Below are 22,028 nucleotides of genomic sequence, written 5' to 3'. Positions count from 1 at the left end.
GGAGTCGGATCTGCTCGAGGGGACGAGCGCGATGTGGCAGGACGATGCCGGGCGCGACCTCGTGCGCAACGCCGGCGACCGGATGGCCCTGTTCGTCCGCGGCGAGGGCTCGTCGCTTTGGGACGCCGACGGGCGCCGCTACCTCGACTTCCTCGGGGGCATCGCCGTCACCTCGCTCGGTCACGCACACCCCGTCTTCGTGGAGGCCGTGTCGCGCCAGGCCGCCACGCTGTCGCACGTGTCGAACTTCTTCGCGACACCGCCGCAGCTGGCGCTGGCCGCCGAGCTGAAGCGCCTGTCGGGTGCCGGAGACACCGGACGCGTGTACTTCGCGAACTCGGGCGCCGAAGCGAACGAGGCCGCCTTCAAGCTCGCCCGCCTGCACGGCGCGGCGACGGACGCGCGCGCCGCGCGCCCCCGCATCCTGGCGCTGAAGGATGCGTTCCACGGCCGCACGATGGGAACGCTCGCCCTCACCGGAAAGCCGTACATGCAGGCACCGTTCCTGCCGATGGTCCCCGGGGTCGAGTTCCTCGACTCGACGGTGGAAGCCCTCGAGGCGGCCATGGGCGACGACGTGGCAGCCCTGTTCGTCGAGCCCATCAAGGGTGAGGCGGGTGTCGTCCCACTGCCGGAGGGATACCTCACCGCAGCACGCGAGATCACCGCGCGTCACGGTGCGCTGCTGATCGTCGATGAGATCCAGACGGGCGCGGGTCGCACCGGTGCCTGGTTCGCCTTCCAGCGCGAGGGGATCACGCCCGACGCGATCACCGTCGCCAAGGGCATCGGCGGCGGCTTCCCGATCGGGGCGCTCATCACCTTCGGCGCCGCCAGCGACCTCTTCTACCCGGGCACGCACGGCTCGACCTTCGGCGGCAATCCGCTCGCGACGGCGACCTCCCTGGCCGTGCTCGGCGAGATCGACCGCGCCGGCCTGGTCGAGAACGCGGCCGTCCGCGGCGCGCAGCTGCGCGCCGCGATCGAGGCCATCCCGTCGCCGCTGGTCGAGGGATGCCGTGGCGCGGGCCTGCTGCTGGGCGTCGCGCTGCGGCATCCCGTGGCCGGTGCGGTCGTGGCCGCCGCACAGCAGCACGGACTCATCGTCAACGCCGCCAACGACAGCACGATCCGCATCGCGCCCGCGCTGACCATCGGCGACGTCGAGATCGACGAGTTCATCGACCTGTTCACCCGCTCCCTCGCGACCGTCGCCGACGCCCTCGTGCTCGACGCGTCCGACCCCTCGACCCCGGAGGCCTCCGCATGACCCGACACCTGCTCCGCGATGACGATCTCACCTCGGCCGAGCAGGCCGAGATCCTCGATCTGGCCGTCGCCCTGAAGAAGGATCGCTGGAAGCTCAAGCCCCTCGAGGGCCCCCAGACCGTGGCGGTCATCTTCGACAAGAGCTCGACGCGCACGCGCGTGTCGTTCGCGGTCGGAATCGCCGATCTCGGCGGATCGCCGCTGATCATCTCGACCGCCAACAGCCAGCTCGGGGGCAAGGAGACGCCGTCCGACACCGCGCGGGTGCTGGAGCGCCAGGTCGCGGCCATCGTGTGGCGCACCTACGCGCAGGCGGGCCTGGAGGAGATGGCGCGCGGCACGACGGTGCCGGTCATCAACGCCCTCAGCGATGACTTCCACCCGTGCCAGCTGCTCGCCGACCTGCTCACCATCCGCGAGCACAAGGGCGAGCTGAAGGGTCTGACCCTCACGTTCTTCGGCGACGGCACCTCCAACATGGGTCACTCCTATGTGCTGGCCGGCGTCACCGCCGGCATGCACGTGCGCGTCGCCTCGCCCGCCGCGTATGCCCCCCGCGCCGACGTCATCGCCGATGCCGATCGCATCGCCGCGACGACCGGCGGCTCGGTCACGCTCTTCACCGATCCCGCCGAGGCGGCCGCCGGCTCCGACGTCATCGTCACCGACACCTGGGTGTCGATGGGCAAGGAGGAGGAGAAGATCCAGCGCGTCCACGACCTCGGTGGATACAAGGTCACGCAGGAGACGATGGACCTCGCCGACCCCGACGCGATCTTCATCCACTGCCTCCCCGCCGACCGCGGCTACGAGGTGGATGCCGAGGTCATCGACGGACCGCAGAGCGTGGTCTGGGATGAGGCGGAGAACCGGCTGCACGCCCAGAAGGCCCTGCTGGTCTGGCTGCTGCGCCAGCAGTGATCGGGATGCGGACGGTGGGACGACGATGACGGCCCCCCGTCCGCTCCGCGCGCGCACGCTGGATGGCGACGGCAGGCTCGCCGGCGTCGATCTCGCGCGGGGTCTCGCGGTGTTCGGGATGTTCGCCGCGCACCTGTTGGTGATCGCGCATTTCGATGCTGCGCAACCCGCGGCGTGGGTCGATCTCGTCAACGGGCGGTCCTCGATCTTGTTCGCGACGCTCGCGGGGGTCTCGATCGCTCTCATGACCGGTGCGCGGGCGAGCGCGGGCCGCACGCCCGCGACGGGTCGCACGCTCGTCGTCGCCCGGCGCCGCCTGGTCGTGCGGGCGGCGATCATCTGGGGCATCGGGATGCTGCTGAATGCCACGGGTGTCCCGGTCTACGTGATCCTGCCGGCCTACGGCATCCTGTTCCTCCTCGCGGTGCCGCTGCTGCGCCTGCCGGCATCCACCCTCTGGGTCCTCGCCGGCGTCGTCGGCGTCGGCGCCCCCTGGGTGCTGCCGCTGGCGGATCGGGCGCTCGTGGCCGCCGGGGCGATCGGCGGCGATCTCGTTCTGCTGCTGGGCTGGCACTATCCCTTCCTCCTGTGGGCGGCCTTCCTGATCGCGGGTCTGGCTGCCGCACGCTCCGACCTGCGCGCCCCGCGCACGCTGCTCGCGCTGGTCGCGGGCGGCGCGGCGTGCGCGATGGCCGCCGCCGCGGCATCCACGGTCATCGACCTGCCCGAGGACTCGTACCTCGGACGGGTGCTGGCCGACGGCGCGCACTCCGGCGGTGTGCTCGAGGCGGTCGGATCGGGCGGCTTCGCGCTCGCCGTCATCGGCCTGTGTCTGCTGATCTGTCGCACGCCTGCGCGCATCGTGCTGCTGCCCGTGCGCGCCGTGGGGTCGATGCCGCTCACCGCGTACGTCGGGCAGATCGTCGCGTGGGCCGTGTGGGCATCCCTTGCCATGGGCGACGTCGGCGACTTGTCGGGCTTTCGCGACCTGCAGCCGTTCTGGCCGTTCGTCGGCGCGACGCTGGTCTTCTGCACCGCGTGGGCCCTCGTCCTCGGCCGGGGCCCCCTGGAACGCGCCCTGGCATACGCCACCCGCGCGGTCATCCCCGGTTGAGCCGTTCATCCGTCCCCTCCCGCCGCATCTGCAGCGGCGACACGACCCCACGGGACGGATGAACGGCGAAGATCGCCGCGAGCCAACGCTGCGGCGATCTTCGCGGCAGCGGGCGCAGCGTCCCGATGCAGGTCTGCGGCCGTCAGGCGCACGACCTCCCATCCTGCGGCCACGCAGGCCGCGTGCTTCTCGATGTCGCGCTGCCATTGCTTCGGCGATCGACGGTGGTGATCGCCCTCGTACTCCACGAGGACGCCGTGGTCCGGGAAAGCCAGTTCGGTGAAGCCGATGGGTCTGCCGTCCACGCCGAACACGTCGACGTCGAGGAGGGGTTCGGGTAGCTGCCGACGCGCGCACGCGAGACGTATCCGCGTCTCCGGTGGTGAGGCCGCCCCGACCCGGATCAGCCCCAGCGCCGCGCGCAGTCGCGCAGCACCGACGCGGCGGCCGGCCTCCATCGCCTCCACCAGGTCGTCGCGCGTCGCCAAGGCGTCAGCGGGTGTGCCGCGATGCATCCCCCGTCGCCGCGGGATGTGCACGATCGCGTCGCCCAGCTCGACGAGCTCTGCCGCCGACAGCAGCGGAGCCACCTGCGCCCACACCGATGCCGGCGCGGCCACGCGCAACCCGCGCCGCACGCCGGTCCTCGTGAGTTCGGCGCGCAGCTGATGGCCCCGCACCCCCACGCCCTTCGGTGCTCGCCGCTCGCCGAGCACGGCGACGTCGATCGCTTCGGCGCCGCGACGCAGCAACCGCAGCGGAAGCGGCAGATCCCAGATCACCGCTGCCGTGACGTGGGTGTACAGGATGCCGGGGACCGCCCGAGTCGCATACGCGCGCGCCGCACGGTGGATCGTCAGGCGCAGCCGCGCATTCTCGTTCGCAGCGGGCGACGCGTCATCGTCCACCGCAGCCGCGGACTCCGCTGGAGGCCGCGATCGCACGCCCCGGAACGGCGCGGTCAGATCGCGCGCGCGGAGCCGGCGCGGCGACACCCCGGCATCCTGCGCCTGCGCGACGGAGAATGACTCCGGAAGGCTGTCGGGCAGCGGCGACGGGCGACGACTCATCATCGCAGCGTGCCGCGCCTCCTCCCGCGCGACGGGTCGGGCGGCGGTATCTGTGCATACGTGAGCAGCGGGGCGGTGTGGGGAGGGGTCCGCGGCTCGCTCATCCGTCTCGTCTGGTCGCATCGGATGCCGCGATGCGGCGCGTCGGTACGGATGAACGTGCTGCGGCGGGCTCTGCGCCGCGCGGAGCGCACCGGGCGGAGCGTCGGCACGGTGCTCGCTAGGCTGGTGCGGTGAGCGAAACGACACCGCACGGCACGAACGACGGCGCACTCTGGGGGGCACGCTTCGCGTCGGGGCCCTCACCGGAGCTCGCGACCCTCAGCCGCTCCACCCACTTCGATTGGGTGCTCGCGCCCTATGACATCGCCGGTTCGCACGCGCACGCCGCGGCGCTCGCCGCCGCCGGGTACCTCACCGCCGACGAAGAGGCACGGATGCACGCCGGGCTCGATGCCCTCGCGGCGGCGATCGCCGACGGCTCACTGGTCGCCCAGCCGACGGATGAGGACGTGCACGGCGCGCTGGAAGCCGCCCTCATCGCCGAGATCGGTCCGGCGCTCGGCGGCAAGCTCCGCGCGGGTCGGAGCCGCAACGATCAGATCGCCACCCTCGTGCGGCTGTACCTGCTCGACCACGCCCGCGTGATCGCCCGCGATCTCCTGCGTGTCATCGACGCCATCGTCTCGCAGGCCGAGGCGCACGCCGAGGCGATCATGCCGGGGCGCACCCACCTGCAGCACGCGCAGCCGATCCTGCTGGCCCACCACCTGCAGGCCCACGGCTGGCCGCTCGTGCGTGATCTCGAGCGGCTCCGCGACTGGGCGGCGCGCGCGTCGGTCTCGCCTTACGGCGGGGGAGCGCTCGCCGGTGCGACACTCGGCCTCGACCCCCAGCTGGTCGCCGACCGGCTCGGACTCGCCCGTCCGGCGGAGAACTCCCTCGACGGCACGAGTTCGCGTGACGTGGTCGCCGAGTTCGCCTTCATCGCGGCCATGATCGGTGTGGATCTCTCGCGTTTCGCGGAAGACATCATCATCTGGAACACCCGCGAGTTCGGCTTCGTCACGCTCGACGACGGCTACTCCACGGGCTCCAGCATCATGCCGCAGAAGAAGAATCCCGACATCGCCGAGCTCGCTCGCGGCAAGGCGGGACGCCTGATCGGCAACCTGTCGGGTCTTCTGGCGACGCTGAAGGCGCTGCCGCTGGCCTACAACCGCGATCTGCAGGAGGACAAGGAGCCGGTCTTCGACTCGGTCCTGACGCTCGAGACGGTGCTGCCCGCGTTCGCCGGCATGGTGGCGACGATGCGTTTCGACACGGCGCGCATGGCCGCCCTCGCCCCGGCCGGATTCTCGCTGGCCACCGACGTGGCCGAGTGGCTCGTGAAGCAGGGCGTGCCGTTCCGTGACGCACACGAGATCTCCGGGTCGCTCGTGCGCGCGTGCGAGGAGCGCGGAATCGGACTCGAGGATGCCGATGATGCTCTGCTCGCGGAGGTGTCGACGCAGCTGACCCCGAACGTCCGCGAGGTGCTGACGATCGAGGGGTCGGTCGCGAGCCGCACCGGCGCCGGAGGCACCTCAGGTGTCCGCGTGGCGGAGCAGCGCGCCGAGCTCATCGCCCGCTCGCAGAGCGCCGCACGCGCACTGATCGATCTCGAATAGCAGTCATATACTGATATTTTCTGAATATCAGCGATATGCTTCTTTTCATGAGTGTCGCTGTGATCGCCGACATCGTCGGATCGCGTGGTCTTCCCGATCGGGCTGCCGCCCAACGCGCTCTGGAAGAGGCGATCGCCCGCGTCGAGCGGGACGTGCCCCTGGCGGAGCGACAGCTCACCGCGACGGTGGGTGACGAGCTGCAGGGCGTCTACCCCTCTCTGGATGCCGCCATGGCGGCCCTGCTGCTGATTCGGCTCGCGCTGCCCGACGATCTCGACTGTCGGTTCGGCATCGGGATCGGAGCGCACAGCGACGTCCCCTCCCGCGTAGGGACGCTCGCCGAGGGGCCGGCGTGGTGGGCTGCGCGGGAAGCGATCGATGCCATCCACGCCGCGCAGGCGCGCACGATCCCGGGCGCGCGCACCTGGGTCGTCGCCGATGCTGGAACCGCCGTCGACGTCCGAGTGGCCAACGCCTACCTCCTCGCGCGGGACCAACTGGTGACCGCCATGGCGCCGCGCACCCGCCGGCTTGCCTATGGACGGATCCTCGGGGTGACGCAGGCGGAGCTCGCGGCCGCGGAGGGCATCACCCAGTCGGCGGTTTCTCAGGCCCTCGGGGTCGCGGGGGTCGCCGCCCTCGTCGAGGGGTACACGCAGCTGCGCGCCGACCCGACACCGTCATCCGACGTGTGAGCCCCCGGCTCACGTCACCAGACCGCGAGCCAGACGACTCCCGCGACGGCGCACGCCCACAGCAGACTCGCCATCGTGCCGACGATGAATCTCTCGCGTGCGGCCGGTGTGGCCAGCTCCGTGAATCGTCCGACGCCCTTGAGCGCCACGACGATGGCGACCGCTCCGGGAAAGCCGGCGAGGATGCCGAGGGCCGCGCACGCCCGCTCGAGGTAGCCGATCGTCGTGCCGCCGCGCAGGATCTCCTCCTCGTGGACGGCATCGGTATCGCGGCCGGACATCATCTCGACGAGGATGCCGCCGCGCGGGCCCTCTGTCGTTCGGCCGCCGTCGGCGACCGACAGCACCCAGCGCGTGAACGGGTTGCCGCCGACGACCGCAAGCGCGGTGCCGAGGATCGCCAGCGCAGCGGCGGCCAGGACGGGCAGGTGCGCCGGCAGGATGCTGAGGGTGACGAGTGCGAGCACGACGATCGCGGCCGCGGCGATCAGCACCGGGCCTCGCGGACGCCGAAGTGAGATCACGACGAGGATCAGGGCTGCGCACAGCGCGATGAACAGCACGATCACGCCGATCAGCGTGACGATCGCCGGGGTGTCGGGATCCATGTCGTCAGTCTCCCATGGGGCGCGGACGTCGCCGCGGCGGCGCGGACGCGAGCCCCATCGGTGCGATCGGGGCTCGGCATCCGCCGCTGATAACCTGGGGCGCGTGTCTGAAACCGTCTCCGTGAGTGCTTCCGCGCCCGCGCGTGCGCTGGCCCCTGCCAACGACTCCTCGTTCGAGAACGTCTGGGACGAGATCGTCTGGCGAGGCCTGGTCCACGTGTCCACCGACCAGACCGCTCTGCGCGATCTGCTGGGCGGCGAGCCGATCACGTACTACTGCGGTTTCGATCCGACGGCGCCGAGCCTGCATCTGGGTAACCTCGTGCAGCTGCTGCTGATGCGTCGCCTGCAGCTGGCCGGCCACCGTCCCCTCGGTCTCGTCGGCGGATCGACGGGCCTCATCGGCGACCCCCGGCCGACGGCGGAGCGCACGCTCAACACGAAGGACACCGTCGCCGAATGGGTGGGCAACCTTCGCGCCCAGGTCCAGCGGTACCTCAGCTTCGAGGGCGACAACGCCGCGCGCATGGTGAACAACCTCGACTGGACCGCGCCGATGAGCGCCATCGACTTCCTGCGCGAGATCGGCAAGTACTACCGCGTCGGCACGATGCTGAAGAAGGATGCCGTCGCCGCGCGGTTGAACTCCGAAGCGGGCATCAGCTACACCGAGTTCAGCTACCAGATCCTGCAGGGGATGGACTACCTCGAGCTGCATCGCCAGTACGGCTGCGTGCTGCAGACCGGCGGGTCCGACCAGTGGGGAAACCTCACCAGCGGCACCGACCTCATCCACCGCGTCGAAGGTGTCTCGGTGCACGCGATCGGCACGCCCCTGATCACCAACAGCGACGGCACGAAGTTCGGCAAGAGCGAGGGCAATGCCATCTGGCTGGATGCCGAGATGTGCAGCCCATACCGGATGTACCAGTTCTGGTTGAACACCGACGACGCCGACGTCATCGAGCGACTGAAGATCTTCACGTTCCTGTCCCGGCAGGAGATCGAGCAGTACGAGCAGCTGGTGGCCGCGGAGCCGTTCCGCCGTGCCGCGCAGAAGCGTCTCGCGCTCGAAGTGACCACGACCGTGCACGGGCCGCAGGCCACGGCCGCCGTGATCGCGGCATCCGAGGCCCTGTTCGGCGCGGGCGAGCTCGAGGCGCTGGATGCCGCCACACTGCGCACCGCGTTGGAGGAGCTGCCGCACGCGACGATCCCGGCCGGCACCACGGTGGCCCAAGCCCTGGTGGAGACGGGACTGTGCGCGAGTCTCGGGGAGGCGCGCCGCTCGATCGCGCAGGGCGGGGTCAGCCTCGACGGGGTCAAGGTCGATGACGAGTCCACCGCGATCGCGGGTGCGCTGCCCGGCGGGGTGGCCGTGCTCCGCCGCGGCAAGAAGACCCTCGCGGGGCTCTTCGTCGCTCCTGCGGCCTGACCGGGCCCGACACCGCGCCGGAGGTCGCATGCCGTTCACTGTCTCGCACGCCGTGGTGGCGCTGCCGTTCGTGCGGTCGCCGCTGCTTCCGGCGGCGATTGCGATCGGCGCGATGACGCCCGACCTGCCGCTCTTCGTGCGTGGCACGCCGGTGTCGTACCAGCTCACCCATACGAACCTCGTGGTCTCGACCCTGATCGCCGCCGCTCTGACGGCGCTGTGGTACCTGCTGCTGCGTCCCGCGGTGCGTGCACTGTCGCCGTCGTGGCTCGCGGCGCGGTTGCCGGTGGAGTGGGATCGCGTCGGCGTGCCGCCCTGGTGGGGCCGCCGAGCGCCCGCGGTCTCCGTTCTTCTGGCAGCGCTCTCGCTGCTACTGGGGGTGGCAACGCACATCGCGTGGGACGCGTTCACGCACGAGGGGCGGTGGGGCACCCAGCTGTTCCCCGCGCTCGACGAGCAGTGGGGGCCGCTCCTGGGGCTCAAGTGGCTGCAGTACGGCTCCACCGCGTTCGGGTTGATCGTGCTCGCTCTCGCCGCCGCGCTGTGGCTGCGTCGACGCCGTGCGGAGCCGGCGACGACCGGCATCCCGCCGATCGTTCGGTATCTGTGGTGGCTCTCGCTGCCGCTCGTGCTGCTGGCGGCGTGGATCCTCGGCCTCGCCGTCTATGGTCCCCTCACGCCCGAATGGACGGTGCGCCACCTGGCGTACCGTGTGCTTCCGCCCGCCTGCGCCCTCTGGGGTGCGGCCACCCTCGTTCTCTGCGCCGTCATCACGGTTCGCCGCCGTCGCGCGGCGTGACGCGTTGCGCGTCACCGCGGTAATGTGAACGTGCACATCGAAGGCGAGGGCACCGTGTCGGCTGGCGAGGAGAAAGCGCGCAGCGCGAGCATCCGCGACGTCGCGCGCGCCGCCGACGTCTCGTATCAGACCGTCTCGCGCGTGCTGAACGGCCACCCGTCGATCCGGCCCGAGACCAAGCAGCGGGTGCTCGACGCCATGGCCGACCTGCGATATCGGCCGAACCAGGCGGCGCGTGCCCTCGTGACCAGCAGGTCGCAGACTCTCGGGGTCGTGCTGGGCTCGCGGGGCGAGTACGGTCCGTCATCCAGCCTCGCGGCTCTCGAGGATGCCGCGCGCGAACGTGGCTACTGGGTGAACTCCGCCTATCTGCGCGATACGCGCCCCGAGACGATCGCCGCCGCCGTCGAGCATCTGCGTCGGCAGTCGGTCGAGGGCATCATCGTGCACGCTCCGCAGGTGCGGGTGTTCGACGTGCTCGCCGAACTCGATGTCGACATCCCCTACCTCGGGCTCCACAGCGCCGAGCGGGGGATCGCGGAACTCGCCGAGGATCAGGTGCGCGGCGGCATGCTCGCCACCGAGCATCTGATCTCGCTGGGACACACCGAGATCGTGCACGTGGCGGGTCCGCAGGATTGGATCGAGGCGGAGAGCCGCATGCAGGGCTACCTGCGGGCTCTGTCGGACGCTGATCTGCCGACCCGCCCCCCGATCCTCGGCGATTGGACCGCCGACTTCGGCTACCGCGCCGCCGTGGAGCTGTCGCGCCGTCTGGACTTCACCGCGGTGTTCGCCGCCAATGACGCCATGGCGCTCGGGATGATCCACGGTTTCCGTGATCTCGGCATCGATGTCCCGCGCCAGGTGAGCGTCGTCGGCTTCGACGACATCCCCCTCGCCGCGCATGCGTGGCCGCCCCTGACGACCGTCCATCAGCAGTTCGCCGGGCTGGGCGAGCGCGCGATGGCGGCGCTGCTGCGTGCCATCGGAGAGCCGGAGGTCCCCACGGATGCCGCGAGCGGCATGAATCTGGAGCCCTCGCTCGTGGTGCGGGAGTCGTGTGCCGTCGCCGTCACGGCGAAAAGATGACGCTTCGATAACGGCGCCCTTCCGCGATTGACAACCCCGGTCGGAGGGTGCACGATGTTCAAGCGATGTGAACGGTCACATTGGGCTTCGGAGCGAAGCCCGCTCAACGAAGACAAGCTGACGACGAGGAGGTCGCGCACCATGCCGGATGCAGTGCCGATCCTGGAGATGCGCTCCATCACCAAGGAGTTCCCGGGTGTGAAAGCGCTCAGCGACGTGTCGATCACCGTCGCCGCGGGCGAAGTCCACGCCATCTGCGGCGAGAACGGTGCCGGGAAGTCCACGCTCATGAAGGTGCTCTCCGGGGTCTACCCGTACGGCACCTACAGCGGCGACATCTGGTACCGCGGCGAGGTCGTCCAGTTCAAGGACATCCGCGCGAGCGAGAACGCCGGCATCGCGATCATCCACCAGGAGCTCGCGCTGATCCCCGAGCTCTCGATCACGGAGAACCTCTTCCTCGGCAACGAGATCCAGCGCGGCGGCGTCATCGACTGGAGCACCGCGCGTCTGCGCGCCGTCGACCTGCTGGCGCGGGTGGGGCTGCGCGACGACCCCGACACCCAGGTCAAGCATCTCGGCGTCGGCAAGCAGCAGCTCGTCGAGATCGCGAAGGCTCTCGCGAAGGACGTCAAGCTCCTCATCCTCGACGAGCCCACCGCAGCGCTGAATGAGGACGACTCGCAGCACCTGCTCGATCTGATCCTGTCCCTCAAGGGCAAGGGAATCTCCTCGATCATCATCAGTCACAAGCTCAACGAGATCGAGCAGATCGCCGACTCCATCACGATCATCCGCGACGGCCGCACGGTCGAGACGCTCAATGTCGCGACGGGCGCGGTGGACGAGGACCGCATCATCCGCGGCATGGTGGGTCGCTCTCTGGAGAGCCGCTTCCCCGACCGGACGCCGCACATCGGCGAGGTCTTCTTCGAGGTGCGCGACTGGACGGTGCGCCACCCTCAGATCCCCGAGCGCCTCGTCGCCAAGCATTCCAACCTCTACGTCCGTCGGGGAGAGATCGTCGGCATCGCCGGACTCATGGGTGCGGGGCGCACCGAGCTGGCGATGAGCCTGTTCGGCCGCTCCTACGGCACGTACGAGTCGGGACAGATCCTCATCGACGGCAAGGAAGTCTCGATCAAAGACGTCCAGTCCGCGATCGACCACGGCATGGCCTACGTGAGTGAGGACCGCAAGGTGCTCGGGCTGAACCTCCTCGACACGATCAAGCGCTCGATCGTCGCCGCAAAGCTGAAGAAGATCGCGCGCAACGGCGTCATCGACCCCTACGCCGAGAACGACATCGCCGACGACTATCGCAAGAAGCTGCGCATCAAGACGCCCAGCGTCGACGTCGGCGTCTCGAAGCTGTCGGGCGGCAACCAGCAGAAGGTCGTGTTGGCGAAGTGGATGTTCACCGACCCCGAACTGCTGATCCTCGACGAGCCGACGCGCGGGATCGACGTCGGCGCGAAGTACGAGATCTACGCGATCATCCAGCAGCTGGCGGCGCAGGGCAAGGGCGTGATCCTCATCTCGAGCGAGCTGCCGGAACTGCTCGGCATCTCCGACCGCATCTACACGATCTTCGAGGGGCAGATCACCGATGACCTGCCCGTCGCCGACGCAACCCCCGAGAACCTCATGCGCAGCATGACCTCCGCACGACAGAAGGCACAACGATGAGCACCGAGACGGTACCCACCAAGCGTTCAGGCGGCATCTCCGACCTGAAGAAGATGTTCGGCGGGGGCACATCGTCCCTGCGACAGTTCGGCATCCTGGCGTCGCTGATCGCCATCATCCTGATCTTCCAGATCTGGACCGGCGGCACGACGCTCTCTCCCCAGAACCTCATCAACGTCGTCAGCCAGCAGTCCTACATCCTGATCCTCGCGATCGGCATGGTGATGGTCATCATCATGGGACACATCGACCTGTCCGTCGGGTCGGTCGCCGCCTTCGTCGGCATCATCGTGGCGCAGTCGATGAGCGAGTGGAACATGCCCTGGCCTGTGGCGATCCTCATCGGGCTCGTCGTCGGCGCGCTCGTGGGCGCGTGGCAGGGGTTCTGGGTCGCGTATGTCGGAGTGCCGGCGTTCATCGTGACGCTCGCGGGCATGCTGATCTTCCGCGGTGGCAACCAGTGGATCGGGCAGTCGACCACCACGCCGGTGCCGCCGGAGTACAGCTACATCGGTTCGGGCTACCTGCCCGAACTTCCGATCGCCGTCGATTTCAACGTGCTCACGATGCTCCTCGGCCTCGTCGGCGTGGCGTGGATCGTCTACAACGAGTGGCGTCTGCGGCGTCAGCAGGCCAAGATCGGTGCGGACTCCGCTCCGGTCTGGGTGTCGGGCGTGAAGGTCGTCATCCTCTCGGCCGCGATCCTCTGGGCGGCGTGGCTGTTCGCCACGGGACGCCCGGGCACGAGCTTCCCTATCTCCGGCGTGATCCTGCTGGTGCTGGTCGTGATCTACTCGTTCGTCACCAACCGCACGGTGTTCGGCCGTCACATCTACGCGGTCGGCGGCAACCGCCTCGCGGCGGCGCTGTCGGGCATCAAGGACCGCCGCGTCGACTTCTTCGTCATGATGAACATGTCGGTGCTCGCCGCCGTCGCCGGAATGATCTACGTCGGGCGTGCCACGGCATCCGGCCCGCAGGACGGCAACGGCTGGGAGCTCGACGCGATCGCGGCCGTGTTCATCGGTGGCGCCGCGGTCTCCGGCGGCATCGGCACGGTGATCGGCTCGATCATCGGCGGGCTCGTCATGGCCTTCCTCAACAACGGTCTGCAGTTGATCGGCGCCCAGGCCGACGCGATCCAGATCACCAAGGGCCTCGTGCTCCTGTTCGCCGTCGCCATCGACGTCATCAGCAAGCGTCGCGGCGGTCCTTCCATCATCGGTCTGCTCCTGCGCCGTCGCGACAAGAGTGCAGCCGTGATCACAGACGTCCCCGCCGTCATCCCGACGTCGGGCACGAACGAGTCGAGCCAGCCGGCCGACCTCCCCAAGGTGTAGGTCCGGGAACGACTCGCCTCACCCTCACCAGAGAAAGTGATGAATCAATGAAGAGAATCGCTCTTGCGGCAGCCTCACTGGCCGCCGTCACGGCACTCGCGCTCACGGGCTGCTCGAGCTCCGGGCGCGGCGGCGACGCGACCGCATCGGCGGGGGCCGCCGCCGGCTTCGCCGCGGACGCCTCGATCGGCATTGCACTTCCCGACAAGACGTCGGAGAACTGGGTGCTCGCCGGTGACCTGTTCAAGAACGGCCTCGAGCAGGCCGGGTTCAAGGCCGACGTGCAGTACGCGCCGGCATCCAACACGGTCGCCGAGCAGCAGAACCAGATCTCCTCGATGATCACCAACGGCGCCAAGGTCATCGTCATCGGTGCCAAGGACGGCAAGCAGCTCGGCACGCAGCTGCAGCAGGCGGCGGATGCCGGTGTCACGGTGATCGCCTACGACCGCCTCATCGAGAACACGCCGAACGTGAACTACTACGTCGCGTTCGACAACTTCAAGGTCGGCGAGCTGCAGGGTCAGGCCCTCCTCGACGGTCTGCAGAAGCGTTCGGGCCACGGCGCGCCGTGGAACATCGAGCTGTTCTCCGGCTCGCCCGACGACGCCAACTCGGCGGTCTTCTTCAACGGCGCCATGAAGGTGCTGCAGCCGAAGATCGACGACGGCACGCTGAAGGTCGTGTCGGGCCAGACCGCCATCCAGCAGACGGCGACGCAGGGCTGGAAGGCCGAGAACGCGCAGAGCCGGATGGACTCGCTGCTCACGGCCAACTACACCTCGGCGACCATCGACGGCGTGCTCTCGCCGAACGACACGCTGGCTCGCGCCATCATCACCTCGGTGAAGCAGGCCGGCAAGAACATCTCGCAGTTCACCGTCACCGGTCAGGACTCCGAGGCCGAGTCGGTCAAGTCGATCATGGCGGGGGAGCAGTACTCCACCATCAACAAGGACACCTCGCTCCTCGTCGCCCAGACGATCAAGATGATCCAGTCGCTCCAGAAGGGTGAGACGCCCGAGGTCAACGACACCACGCAGTACAACAACGGTGTCAAGGTCGTCCCGGCCTACCTGCTGCCGCCGGTCATCGTCACCAAGGAGAACGCGGCCGAGGCCTACGCCAACAGCCCCAAGCTCCTGGACATCGTGAAGGCCGCCCAGTAAGCGACCCGCACGCCCACGACGGCCCCCGTTCTTCGGAGCGGGGGCCGTCGCTGTCTCAGCGGGGGAGCCAGACCGGGGCGCTGGAGCCCCACGGCTGCGGTGGCCGGAACCCCGTCGGTGCCCCCGCGTAGGCCACGGCCGGCCCCGCGGTGACGACATCGTGGCCGCCGACGGTGAAGTGCTGCAGGAACCGATCGGGGTCGACCGGTTCGGCGAGGTCCCCGCCCGCATCGCGCGGCATCCCGAGCAACTCCGCCGCGACGCGTCGGAGGGACGTCTCGACGAGCCAGCTTCCTCCGACCTCGCCGCGACGGCGCAGTGCCGTGAGCACTGCGGCGGCCAGCGCATAGCCTGCCGTGTGATCCAGCGCCTGGGCGGGGAGCGCGCCCGGGGTGCGGCCGTCGGCGGACTCGATCCAGGCGATGCCGGACGCCGCCTGCACGAGGCTGTCGAAGCCGCGTCCGCCCGCGGCACCCCACGCACTGAGTCGGGCCACGATCATGCCGGGATGCCGCGCGCACAGCGCACGGGGTTCCAGGCCCAGTCGCGAGAGCGCAGCTGGGCGGTAGCCGAGAACCACGATGTCGGCGGTGACGAGAAGGCCGTCAAAGCGTCGGCGATCGGCGTCAGCATCGAGATCGAGCAGTGTGCTGCGCTTACCGTGACCGGTGTCCAGATGCTGAACGGCGATCTCGGGTATCCGAGGGGAATCGACGCGGAGCACGTCGGCACCGAGAAGAGCCAGTGTCCGCGTCGCCACCGGCCCGGCGATGACGCGCGTGAGATCGAGGACGCGCACGCCGCGAAGGGGAGCCGAGGCATCGGCGACCGTCGCCTCGAGCGGGCTGTCCGCCATGCGGCGCACGGTGGCCAGCGGCGACGCGCGCAGCCGCTCGTCCGTCTCGGGATCCTCGCGTCGCACCTCGACGCACAGGCCGCCTTCCCGCGTGATGATCTCGACGGCCTCCCGGGTGGGCAACGCGCGCAATCGCGCTCCCACGCGATCCGGGTCGTCGCCGTCCTGCGGCGCATCGAGCAGGCCGAGCGCGCGGCGCAGAGCACGCTCGTGGTGCGGGTAGTTCGCATGCGTGCGCACCCACCCGTCCCTGGTGCGGAAGAACCCCGACAACGGGGCGAAGCCGATGCCCGGCTGCCCCTCCCATCGGAACCACCGCTCGCTCGTGTACGCGACGGTGACCGCTTCGGCATCGACCGTCGCGGGAGGAGTACCAGCAAGAGGCGCCGTCGCCGCGTCGACCCAGCCGACGGCGCGTGTGGCAAGCGTGCCGACGGGCAGCCGTGCGCGCAGCGAGCGAGGTTCCATGAGGGGAGCCTACGACCGGACACAGCGCGCGACACGCCCGGGATGTGGGTGTGATTTGCTGGTTGGTGGTGTGCCGCGTAAGTTATTACTTGTTCGCCCCACAGGGAAGAGCGAAGGGCCGGAAGGCCTCGCCCCCTCAAGCGGAGAACCGAACCCCATCCCAAACCTCTCGGTAGAGAGAACAGGACTTATGGTCTAGGATGGAAACCTCCCTCCTGCACTCCGTTTCAGACGGACGACGGCGGTGGGTGTTGGCAGTCGCGAGAGCGATACTGCCTGCGTGACGATTCTGTCACTCCTGTCATGTTCCTCCGGGCCCATGACGGGCGAGACATCTTGTCCGCGAAGAGAAGTCGCCCCGCGATGAAGGCCGAGAGGCCGGAGCACGGGAGCGTCCGATCCTTGAGAACTCAACAGCGTGCACTTGTCAAATGCCAAATTACCTCGTCCCTGCCTTTTGGTGGGGTGAGATTCCTTTGGATCAAGTCCGGCATTTTGGTGTCGGCATTATGGATTGTCAGTGATGGCATCCTTTTGGTCAGTTCAAACTCGCTGCATTGTCGTTTTCCCGATGGTGTATGCATTTTTTCTTTTTGGAGAGTTTGATCCTGGCTCAGGATGAACGCTGGCGGCGTGCTTAACACATGCAAGTCGAACGGTGAAGCCCAGCTTGCTGGGTGGATCAGTGGCGAACGGGTGAGTAACACGTGAGCAATCTGCCCCTGACTCTGGGATAAGCGCTGGAAACGGCGTCTAATACTGGATATGAACCGTGGAGGCATCTTCAACGGTTGGAAAGATTTTTTGGTCAGGGATGAGCTCGCGGCCTATCAGCTTGTTGGTGAGGTAATGGCTCACCAAGGCGTCGACGGGTAGCCGGCCTGAGAGGGTGACCGGCCACACTGGGACTGAGACACGGCCCAGACTCCTACGGGAGGCAGCAGTGGGGAATATTGCACAATGGGCGCAAGCCTGATGCAGCAACGCCGCGTGAGGGATGACGGCCTTCGGGTTGTAAACCTCTTTTAGCAGGGAAGAAGCGAAAGTGACGGTACCTGCAGAAAAAGCGCCGGCTAACTACGTGCCAGCAGCCGCGGTAATACGTAGGGCGCAAGCGTTATCCGGAATTATTGGGCGTAAAGAGCTCGTAGGCGGTTTGTCGCGTCTGCTGTGAAATCCCGAGGCTCAACCTCGGGTCTGCAGTGGGTACGGGCAGACTAGAGTGCGGTAGGGGAGATTGGAATTCCTGGTGTAGCGGTGGAATGCGCAGATATCAGGAGGAACACCGATGGCGAAGGCAGATCTCTGGGCCGTAACTGACGCTGAGGAGCGAAAGGGTGGGGAGCAAACAGGCTTAGATACCCTGGTAGTCCACCCCGTAAACGTTGGGAACTAGTTGTGGGGTCCATTCCACGGATTCCGTGACGCAGCTAACGCATTAAGTTCCCCGCCTGGGGAGTACGGCCGCAAGGCTAAAACTCAAAGGAATTGACGGGGACCCGCACAAGCGGCGGAGCATGCGGATTAATTCGATGCAACGCGAAGAACCTTACCAAGGCTTGACATATACGAGAACGCTGCAGAAATGTAGAACTCTTTGGACACTCGTAAACAGGTGGTGCATGGTTGTCGTCAGCTCGTGTCGTGAGATGTTGGGTTAAGTCCCGCAACGAGCGCAACCCTCGTTCTATGTTGCCAGCACGTAATGGTGGGAACTCATGGGATACTGCCGGGGTCAACTCGGAGGAAGGTGGGGATGACGTCAAATCATCATGCCCCTTATGTCTTGGGCTTCACGCATGCTACAATGGCCGGTACAAAGGGCTGCAATACCGTAAGGTGGAGCGAATCCCAAAAAGCCGGTCCCAGTTCGGATTGAGGTCTGCAACTCGACCTCATGAAGTCGGAGTCGCTAGTAATCGCAGATCAGCAACGCTGCGGTGAATACGTTCCCGGGTCTTGTACACACCGCCCGTCAAGTCATGAAAGTCGGTAACACCTGAAGCCGGTGGCCCAACCCTTGTGGAGGGAGCCGTCGAAGGTGGGATCGGTAATTAGGACTAAGTCGTAACAAGGTAGCCGTACCGGAAGGTGCGGCTGGATCACCTCCTTTCTAAGGAGCACTGCGCTCTTCGGAGTGACAGAGCCCTGATCAGAGCGAATGTCTCTGCAGGGAGCTCATGGGTGGAACATTTGATGAGGTGTCGGGGATTGAGTCTCGGGTGAGTACGGCCTTCGGGTTGGGAAAGCTCGGGGTGATTGAGTCGGCACATGCACGCTGTTGGGTCCTGAGGGACCGGATGCGCTTTCATCTTCGGATGGGGAGCAGACGAACCTCAGGACTCTTTCTGTTGCCGGCTGGTGCTGGTGCGGGGAGGGTACCGCCCGTACTTTGAGAACTACACAGTGGACGCGAGCATCTTCGAGATGATTTTTCATCTCGTGAAGATGATCTTAAAGATCATTAGTCAATTTTTTGACGATTCGAACTCATGTGATTTCAAGTCTTTAAGAGCAAACGGTGGATGCCTTGGCATCTGGAGCCGAAGAAGGACGTAGCAATCTGCGATAAGCCTCGGGGAACTGATAAGCAAGTTTTGATCCGAGGGTGTCCGAATGGGGAAACCCCGCCAGGGCGCGTGCGTACCTGGTGACTCCCGCCTGAATATATAGGGCGGGTAGAGGGAACGTGGGGAAGTGAAACATCTCAGTACCCACAGGAAGAGAAAGCAACCGCGATTCCGTTAGTAGTGGCGAGCGAAACCGGAACAGGCTAAACCTAGCGTGTGTGATAGCCGGCAGGCGTTGCACGTTGGGGGTTGTGGGACTTTTCAGACATGTCTGCCGATGTGTCGGCGTTACAAGAAGGTATAGACGAACCGCATTGAAAGGCGGGTCATAGAGGGTGCGAACCCCGTAGTCGAAATGCTTCTCTTGGCGCGAAGAGTATCCCAAGTAGCACGGGGCCCGAGAAATCCCGTGTGAATCTGTCAGGACCACCTGATAAGCCTAAATACTCCCAGATGACCGATAGCGGACAAGTACCGTGAGGGAAAGGTGAAAAGTACCCCGGGAGGGGAGTGAAATAGTACCTGAAACCGTTTGCTTACAAACCGTTGGAGCCTCCTTAGTAGGGGTGACAGCGTGCCTTTTGAAGAATGAGCCTGCGAGTTAGCGATACGTGGCGAGGTTAACCCGTGTGGGGTAGCCGTAGCGAAAGCGAGTCTGAATAGGGCGATTCAGTCGCGTGTCCTAGACCCGAAGCGAAGTGATCTATCCATGGCCAGGCTGAAGCGACGGTAAGACGTCGTGGAGGGCCGAACCCACTTAGGTTGAAAACTGAGGGGATGAGCTGTGGATAGGGGTGAAAGGCCAATCAAACTTCGTGATAGCTGGTTCTCTCCGAAATGCATTTAGGTGCAGCGTTGCGTGTTTCTTGCCGGAGGTAGAGCTACTGGATGGCCGATGGGCCCTACAAGGTTACTGACGTCAGCCAAACTCCGAATGCCGGTAAGTGAGAGCGCAGCAGTGAGACTGTGGGGGATAAGCTTCATAGTCGAGAGGGAAACAACCCAGACCACCAACTAAGGTCCCAAAGCGCGTGCTAAGTGGGAAAGGATGTGGAGTTGCCTTGACAACCAGGAGGTTGGCTTAGAAGCAGCCACCCTTGAAAGAGTGCGTAATAGCTCACTGGTCAAGTGATTCCGCGCCGACAATGTAACGGGGCTCAAGCACGCCACCGAAGTTGTGGCATTGACATTTTTGGTAGGCCTTCGTGGTCCAGCCGTGTTGATGGGTAGGAGAGCGTCGTGTGGCCAGCGAAGCGGCGGTGTGAACCAGCCGTGGAGGCTACACGAGTGAGAATGCAGGCATGAGTAGCGAAAGACGTGTGAGAAACACGTCCTCCGAAAGACCAAGGGTTCCAGGGTCAAGCTAATCTTCCCTGGGTAAGTCGGGACCTAAGGCGAGGCCGACAGGCGTAGTCGATGGACAACGGGTTGATATTCCCGTACCGGCGAAGAACCGCCCAAGCTAATCCAGTGGTGCTAAGTGCCCGAATCCTGTCGTATCGATCCCTTCGGGGTGAGAGCTTCAGGGCTAGCGCACGACCCCATGCTGGTGCGGTTAGCGTATTAACAGGTGTGACGCAGGAAGGTAGCCCAAGCCAGGCGATGGTTGTCCTGGTGCAAGTGCGTAGGCCGAGTCATAGGCAAATCCGTGACTCGTTAAGGCTGAGACACGATGCGGATAAAAAGTGGGTGATCCTATGCTGCCAAGAAAAGCATCGACGCGAGGTTCTAGCTGCCCGTACCCCAAACCGACTCAGGTGGTCAGGTAGAGAATACCAAGGAGATCGAGAGAATCGTGGTTAAGGAACTCGGCAAAATGCCCCCGTAACTTCGGGAGAAGGGGGGCCATCCGCTTATATGAGCTTGCCTCAAAAAGGGTGTGGTGGCCGCAGAGACTAGTGGGTAGCGACTGTTTATTAAAAACACAGGTCCGTGCCAAGTCGCAAGACGATGTATACGGACTGACGCCTGCCCGGTGCTGGAAGGTTAAGAGGACCGGTTAGCCGCAAGGCGAAGCTGAGAATTTAAGCCCCAGTAAACGGCGGTGGTAACTATAACCATCCTAAGGTAGCGAAATTCCTTGTCGGGTAAGTTCCGACCTGCACGAATGGCGTAACGACTTCCCAACTGTCTCAACCGCGAACTCGGCGAAATTGCATTACGAGTAAAGATGCTCGTTACGCGCAGCAGGACGGAAAGACCCCGTGACCTTTACTACAGCTTGGTATTGGTGTTCGGTGTGGCTTGTGTAGGATAGGTGGGAGACTGTGAAGCGGTGACGCTAGTTACCGTGGAGTCATTGTTGAAATACCACTCTGGTCACTCTGGATATCTAACTTCGAACCGTAATCCGGTTCAGGGACAGTGCCTGGTGGGTAGTTTAACTGGGGCGGTTGCCTCCCAAAAAGTAACGGAGGCGCCCAAAGGTTCCCTCAACCTGGTTGGCAATCAGGTGGCGAGTGTAAGTGCACAAGGGAGCTTGACTGTGAGACTGACAGGTCGAGCAGGGACGAAAGTCGGGACTAGTGATCCGGCAGTGGCTTGTGGAAGCGCTGTCGCTCAACGGATAAAAGGTACCTCGGGGATAACAGGCTGATCTTGCCCAAGAGTCCATATCGACGGCATGGTTTGGCACCTCGATGTCGGCTCGTCGCATCCTGGGGCTGGAGTAGGTCCCAAGGGTTGGGCTGTTCGCCCATTAAAGCGGTACGCGAGCTGGGTTTAGAACGTCGTGAGACAGTTCGGTCCCTATCCGCTGCGCGCGTAGGAAATTTGAGAGGATCTGACCCTAGTACGAGAGGACCGGGTTGGACGAACCTCTGGTGTGCCAGTTGTTCCGCCAGGAGCACCGCTGGTTAGCTACGTTCGGGATGGATAACCGCTGAAAGCATCTAAGCGGGAAGCCGGCCTCAAGATGAGATTTCCATACCTTCGGGTGAGAGGCTCCCAGCCAGACTACTGGGTTGATAGGCCGGATGTGGAAGCGTGGCAACACGTGAAGCTGACCGGTACTAATAAGCCGATGACTTGATAACACACCGTTTTGGTGCTTGCGTCCACTGAGTGGTTCTCGATGTACGGTCGAGAACACACACAAACATCACTCGTTTGATTGTTGTGTGCTTGATGAAACATCAATAGTGTTTCGGCGGCCATAGCGTGAGGGAAACGCCCGGTTACATTCCGAACCCGGAAGCTAAGCCTCACAGCGCCGATGGTACTGCAGGGGGGACCCTGTGGGAGAGTAGGACACCGCCGGACTT

The 22,028-nt window shown here is 65.8% G+C and carries 14 protein-coding genes and 3 rRNA genes; 14 read left to right on the top strand and 3 right to left on the bottom strand.

What is annotated here, in order from left to right; genetic code table 11:
* The first annotated feature begins 31 nt into the window (after positions 1-31).
* The 3 genes from HMPREF1529_RS00085 to HMPREF1529_RS00075 are packed head-to-tail and all read left to right on the top strand — an operon-like array spanning position 32 to position 3,304.
* A complete protein-coding gene (locus HMPREF1529_RS00085) occupies positions 32-1,270 on the top strand; it encodes an acetylornithine transaminase (RefSeq protein WP_036282871.1) in 1,239 nt (412 codons plus the stop codon).
* Positions 1,267-2,190: an ornithine carbamoyltransferase gene (gene argF, locus HMPREF1529_RS00080; protein ID WP_016463232.1), complete on the top strand. Its 924-nt coding sequence runs from the start codon at positions 1,267-1,269 to the stop codon at positions 2,188-2,190. Before HMPREF1529_RS00085 ends, argF begins: the two co-directional genes overlap by 4 nt.
* 25 nt (positions 2,191-2,215) lie before the next feature.
* A complete protein-coding gene (locus tag HMPREF1529_RS00075) occupies positions 2,216-3,304 on the top strand; it encodes a DUF418 domain-containing protein (RefSeq protein ID WP_016463231.1) in 1,089 nt (362 codons plus the stop codon).
* 5 nt (positions 3,305-3,309) lie between these two features.
* Here the strand turns inward: HMPREF1529_RS00075 and HMPREF1529_RS00070 are convergent, their stop codons facing one another.
* A complete protein-coding gene (locus HMPREF1529_RS00070; RefSeq protein WP_232212018.1) occupies positions 3,310-4,374 on the bottom strand; it encodes a hypothetical protein in 1,065 nt (354 codons plus the stop codon).
* Positions 4,375-4,607: 233 nt separating this feature from the next.
* On the opposite strand from HMPREF1529_RS00070, the gene argH reads away from it, so the two are divergent.
* The gene (argH, locus tag HMPREF1529_RS00065) at positions 4,608-6,044 is read left to right on the top strand and encodes an argininosuccinate lyase (protein ID WP_005048958.1); all 1,437 of its coding nucleotides are present in this window, start codon (positions 4,608-4,610) and stop codon (positions 6,042-6,044) included.
* A gap of 47 nt (positions 6,045-6,091) precedes the next feature.
* The gene (locus HMPREF1529_RS00060; protein ID WP_005048961.1) at positions 6,092-6,739 is read left to right on the top strand and encodes a SatD family protein; all 648 of its coding nucleotides are present in this window, start codon (positions 6,092-6,094) and stop codon (positions 6,737-6,739) included.
* A gap of 14 nt (positions 6,740-6,753) precedes the next feature.
* On the opposite strand, the gene HMPREF1529_RS00055 is transcribed toward HMPREF1529_RS00060, so the two are convergent.
* On the bottom strand, positions 6,754-7,347 hold the full coding sequence (locus tag HMPREF1529_RS00055; RefSeq protein WP_016463230.1) for a hypothetical protein: 594 nt from the start codon (positions 7,345-7,347) through the stop codon (positions 6,754-6,756).
* A 103-nt stretch (positions 7,348-7,450) separates the two neighbouring features.
* Here HMPREF1529_RS00055 and tyrS point away from each other — a divergent pair, with 103 nt between their 5' ends.
* The 6 genes from tyrS (at position 7,451) to HMPREF1529_RS00025 (ending at position 14,871) form a co-directional block, all read left to right on the top strand.
* Positions 7,451-8,782, top strand: coding sequence for a tyrosine--tRNA ligase (gene tyrS, locus HMPREF1529_RS00050; protein ID WP_016463229.1), 1,332 nt, complete (start codon positions 7,451-7,453; stop codon positions 8,780-8,782).
* 28 nt (positions 8,783-8,810) lie between these two features.
* Entirely contained in the window at positions 8,811-9,581 is a 771-nt protein-coding gene (locus HMPREF1529_RS00045) for a DUF4184 family protein (protein WP_005048970.1), read from the top strand.
* A 24-nt stretch (positions 9,582-9,605) separates the two neighbouring features.
* The gene (locus HMPREF1529_RS00040) at positions 9,606-10,673 is read left to right on the top strand and encodes a LacI family DNA-binding transcriptional regulator (RefSeq protein ID WP_016463228.1); all 1,068 of its coding nucleotides are present in this window, start codon (positions 9,606-9,608) and stop codon (positions 10,671-10,673) included.
* Positions 10,674-10,814: 141 nt separating this feature from the next.
* Positions 10,815-12,362 (top strand): multiple monosaccharide ABC transporter ATP-binding protein, encoded by a 1,548-nt coding sequence (mmsA, locus tag HMPREF1529_RS00035; protein WP_005048976.1) that lies wholly within the window; start codon positions 10,815-10,817, stop codon positions 12,360-12,362.
* A complete protein-coding gene (mmsB, locus tag HMPREF1529_RS00030) occupies positions 12,359-13,702 on the top strand; it encodes a multiple monosaccharide ABC transporter permease (protein ID WP_005048979.1) in 1,344 nt (447 codons plus the stop codon). The genes mmsA and mmsB overlap by 4 nt, the downstream gene beginning before the upstream one ends.
* Positions 13,703-13,749: 47 nt before the next feature.
* Positions 13,750-14,871 carry a substrate-binding domain-containing protein gene (locus HMPREF1529_RS00025; RefSeq protein ID WP_005048981.1) on the top strand — a complete coding sequence of 374 codons (1,122 nt, stop codon included), beginning with the start codon at positions 13,750-13,752 and terminating at the stop codon, positions 14,869-14,871.
* 55 nt (positions 14,872-14,926) lie between these two features.
* Here HMPREF1529_RS00025 and HMPREF1529_RS00020 read toward each other — a convergent pair whose 3' ends face one another.
* Positions 14,927-16,195: a CoA transferase gene (locus HMPREF1529_RS00020; protein ID WP_016463227.1), complete on the bottom strand. Its 1,269-nt coding sequence runs from the start codon at positions 16,193-16,195 to the stop codon at positions 14,927-14,929.
* Between the two features lie 590 nt (positions 16,196-16,785).
* Here HMPREF1529_RS00020 and HMPREF1529_RS00015 point away from each other — a divergent pair.
* The 3 genes from HMPREF1529_RS00015 (at position 16,786) to rrf (ending at position 22,026) form a co-directional block, all read left to right on the top strand.
* Positions 16,786-18,308, top strand: a 16S ribosomal RNA gene (locus tag HMPREF1529_RS00015).
* Positions 18,309-18,693: 385 nt separating this feature from the next.
* Positions 18,694-21,800: ribosomal RNA gene (locus HMPREF1529_RS00010) — 23S ribosomal RNA — on the top strand.
* Between the two features lie 109 nt (positions 21,801-21,909).
* Positions 21,910-22,026 (top strand): 5S ribosomal RNA (rrf, locus tag HMPREF1529_RS00005).
* Together the 16S, 23S and 5S rRNA genes form the textbook arrangement of a ribosomal RNA operon.
* Positions 22,027-22,028: the final 2 nt, after the last annotated feature.

Origin of the sequence: Microbacterium sp. oral taxon 186 str. F0373 (assembly GCF_000411455.1) — a bacterium.
Lineage (GTDB): Bacteria > Actinomycetota > Actinomycetes > Actinomycetales > Microbacteriaceae > Microbacterium.
The sequence above is the reverse complement of the archived record's forward strand: the minus strand, read 5'-3'. Positions and strand labels throughout refer to the sequence as shown.

Bases quoted from the DNA above. Each gene is read 5' to 3' on its own strand.
- HMPREF1529_RS00085 (WP_036282871.1), top strand. From the start codon at position 32: ATGTGGCAGGACGATGCCGGGCGCGACCTCGTGCGCAACGCCGGCGAC.
- argF (WP_016463232.1), top strand. From the start codon at position 1,267: ATGACCCGACACCTGCTCCGCGATGACGATCTCACCTCGGCCGAGCAG.
- HMPREF1529_RS00075 (WP_016463231.1), top strand. From the start codon at position 2,216: ATGACGGCCCCCCGTCCGCTCCGCGCGCGCACGCTGGATGGCGACGGC.
- HMPREF1529_RS00070 (WP_232212018.1), bottom strand. From the start codon at position 4,374: ATGAGTCGTCGCCCGTCGCCGCTGCCCGACAGCCTTCCGGAGTCATTC.
- HMPREF1529_RS00060 (WP_005048961.1), top strand. From the start codon at position 6,092: ATGAGTGTCGCTGTGATCGCCGACATCGTCGGATCGCGTGGTCTTCCC.
- HMPREF1529_RS00055 (WP_016463230.1), bottom strand. From the start codon at position 7,347: ATGGATCCCGACACCCCGGCGATCGTCACGCTGATCGGCGTGATCGTG.
- HMPREF1529_RS00045 (WP_005048970.1), top strand. From the start codon at position 8,811: ATGCCGTTCACTGTCTCGCACGCCGTGGTGGCGCTGCCGTTCGTGCGG.
- mmsA (WP_005048976.1), top strand. From the start codon at position 10,815: ATGCCGGATGCAGTGCCGATCCTGGAGATGCGCTCCATCACCAAGGAG.
- mmsB (WP_005048979.1), top strand. From the start codon at position 12,359: ATGAGCACCGAGACGGTACCCACCAAGCGTTCAGGCGGCATCTCCGAC.
- HMPREF1529_RS00025 (WP_005048981.1), top strand. From the start codon at position 13,750: ATGAAGAGAATCGCTCTTGCGGCAGCCTCACTGGCCGCCGTCACGGCA.
- HMPREF1529_RS00020 (WP_016463227.1), bottom strand. From the start codon at position 16,195: ATGGAACCTCGCTCGCTGCGCGCACGGCTGCCCGTCGGCACGCTTGCC.